Source organism: Bradyrhizobium sp. PRIMUS42 (assembly GCF_023006515.1).
Taxonomy (GTDB): Bacteria; Pseudomonadota; Alphaproteobacteria; order Rhizobiales; family Xanthobacteraceae; genus Bradyrhizobium.
Genome location: NZ_JALBGZ010000815.1, coordinates 1 through 2,573, shown reverse-complemented (window position 1 = coordinate 2,573; position 2,573 = coordinate 1). Strand labels below are relative to the sequence as shown.

At 65.3% G+C, this 2,573-nt stretch carries 2 protein-coding genes and 1 pseudogene; 2 read left to right on the top strand and 1 reads right to left on the bottom strand.

Features of this window, described 5'->3' with window-relative positions; genetic code table 11:
- A pseudogene (locus tag MOV75_RS34095) lies at nucleotides 1-109 on the bottom strand (invasion associated locus B family protein); the annotation flags it as partial.
- Between the two features lie 261 nt (nucleotides 110-370).
- Between MOV75_RS34095 and MOV75_RS34090 the strand changes: the two are divergent.
- Both MOV75_RS34090 and MOV75_RS34085 read left to right on the top strand, forming a co-directional pair.
- Nucleotides 371-2,227, top strand: coding sequence for an extracellular solute-binding protein (locus MOV75_RS34090; protein WP_246931965.1), 1,857 nt, complete (start codon nucleotides 371-373; stop codon nucleotides 2,225-2,227).
- A gap of 4 nt (nucleotides 2,228-2,231) precedes the next feature.
- On the top strand, nucleotides 2,232-2,573 hold a 342-nt coding region (locus tag MOV75_RS34085; RefSeq protein WP_247007530.1), incomplete at its 3' end, for an AMP-binding protein.

Genomic DNA, 2,573 nt, shown 5'->3' with positions numbered 1-2,573 from the left:
CCGGGGTCTGGGCCTCGGCGGCAAACGGAACGGCCAACGCCGTCGCCGTCAACAGGGCGAGAAGTCGCCCACGCGGCCGGACGGACGCGGCCAAGTAACGGAAATTCATTGCGGAAAACCCTTTCTGAACGGGAAGTGCCCGAACCGCTCCGAAGCGCCGAACCTAGCCGCCTTGGGCGCGGCTCTCTTCCCGTCAATTGAGGCAGATAAGTGACGGGCTCGGCGCTCTTGCGCGATTGCCCGCCTTCTTAACGTGGCCGACGAAAAGATCAATGCCGACAAGCGCCTTTGGCCACATCCGCAGCTGCACCCCGGTGAAATTCCCTGTGATAGGATTCAGGCCTACCGGTCCTCGAATCAACGTGTGCTGATGTTCATGTTCCAACGCCTTTTCGAGGGCCCCGGTGTCCGTCTTTGCGTCTTGGCCTCAGCCCTTGTCTTGGTGCTCGGCGGGGGACCCTCGACCGGCGCCGCACGGGGCGAGGAGGCGCATGCCATCGCCATGCACGGCAAGCCGGCGATGCCGGCCGATTTCACCCACATGCCCTACGTCAATCCCGATGCCCCTAAGGGCGGCCGGTTGACCTGGGGTGTTCTCGGAACCTTCGACAGTCTCAATCCCTTCATCGTGAGGGGACTGGCCGTGCAGCAGATGCGGGGCTACGTGGTCGAGAGCTTGCTCGCGCGCGGCAATGACGAGCCGTTCACGCTCTACGGCCTGCTCGCCAGGAGCGTCGAAACCGACGACGAGCGAAGCTTCGTCACGTTCCGCCTCGATCCCCGCGCCCGTTTCGCCGACGGCAAGCAGGTCACGGCCGAGGACGTGTTGTTCTCCTGGCAGCTGCTGCGCGACCACGGCCGGCCGAACCACCGGCAGTACTACGCCAAAGTCGCCAAGGCCGAGGCGAGCGATCCCCTCACCGTCCGCTTCGACCTTGCGGGCGCCAACGACCGCGAGTTGCCGCTGATCCTCGGCCTGATGCCGATCCTGCCCAAGCACGCAGTCGAGGTCGCGACCTTCGAGGAGACGACGCTGACGAGCCCGATCGGCTCCGGTCCCTATCGCGTCACGGCCGTGAAGCCCGGGGCCAGCGTGACGCTCATCCGCAATCCCGACTATTGGGGCCGCGACCTGCCCATCAACCGCGGGCTCTACAATTTCGACGAGATCAGGCTCGACTATTTTCGCGAGGCCAACGGCCAGTTCGAAGCCTTCAAGCGCGGCCTCTACGATTTCCGCGTCGAGCACGAGCCGCTGCGCTGGCACGACGGCTATGATTTTCCGGCCGCGAAAAGCGGCGAGGTGATCCGCGACACCGTCAAGCCGGGCGTGCCGCAGCCATCCGAGTTCCTGGTGTTCAACACGCGCCGGCCGATCTTCGCCGACATCCGCGTGCGCCAGGCGCTGACGCTGCTGTTCGATTTCGAGCTGGTCAACCGCAACTATTTCTTCGGTCTCTATTCGCGCGTTGCCGGCTATTTCGCCGGCTCCGACCTGTCGGCCTATGGCCGCCCCGCGGATGCGCGCGAGCGCGAGCTGCTCAAGCCGTTCGCGGCTCGAATTCCAGCCGACATCATGGACGGCAGCTACCGCCTTCCCATGACCGACGGCTCGGGGCGCGACCGCACCACGCTGCGCGCCGCGCTGAAACTGTTGTCGGAGGCCGGCTACGAGCTCGACGGCACCGTGCTGCGCAACCGTGCGACCAGAGCGCCCTTCACCTTCGAGATCCTGGTCACGACCCGCGACCAGGAGCGCATCGCGCTCGCCTTCCAGCGCGACCTCAAGCGCGCCGGCATCGAGCCGAGCGTGCGGTCGGTCGATCCCGTCCAGTTCGACCAGCGCCGGCTCGCTTTCGAGTTCGACATGATCCAGAACCGCTGGGATCAGTCGCTATCACCCGGCAACGAGCAATCTTTCTACTGGGGCAGCGCCGCCGCGGACAATCCGGGGACTCGCAACTACATGGGCGCCAGGGATCCTGCGGTCGATGCCATGATCGCCGCCCTGCTCGAGGCCCGTGAACATACGGACTTCGTCGCGACGGTACGGGCCCTCGATCGCGCTCTGATCGCGGGCTTCTATACAATCCCCCTGTTTAACGTATCCGAGCAATGGATCGCGCGCTGGAATCGGATAGAACGACCCAAGGCCACCTCGCTCTCAGGCTATTTGCCGGAGACCTGGTGGTCGAAGGGGCAGCCTTCCGCTCATCAAGCAAAGTGACGCCGTGAACCAGCCAGCCATATCGCCGACGCTCGACACGTTGTTCCAGCGCACGCTGATGCGGCAGCCGCACGCGACCGCGCTGCTCGATCCCCTCAACAAGGCCCGCGTGACCGGGCACCAGCCACGACGGATGACCTATGCCGAGGCGGACACGGCGATCGAGGCGCTGTCGGCCTATTTCGTCGAATCGGGTCTGCCGGCCAATTCCGTCATTGCGATCCAATTGCCTGCCACGGTCGAGTTCGTGCTCACCGTGCTCGCCGCCCATCGCGCCGGCCTCGTCGTCGCGGTGCTGCCGCTGCTGTGGCGGCATGCGGAACTGACCGCTGCGCTCAATCGAACG

What these genes read in the sequence shown, in the direction of transcription:
- MOV75_RS34090 (WP_246931965.1), top strand. Translation starts at nt 371, where the DNA reads ATGTTCATGTTCCAACGCCTTTTCGAGGGCCCCGGTGTCCGTCTTTGC.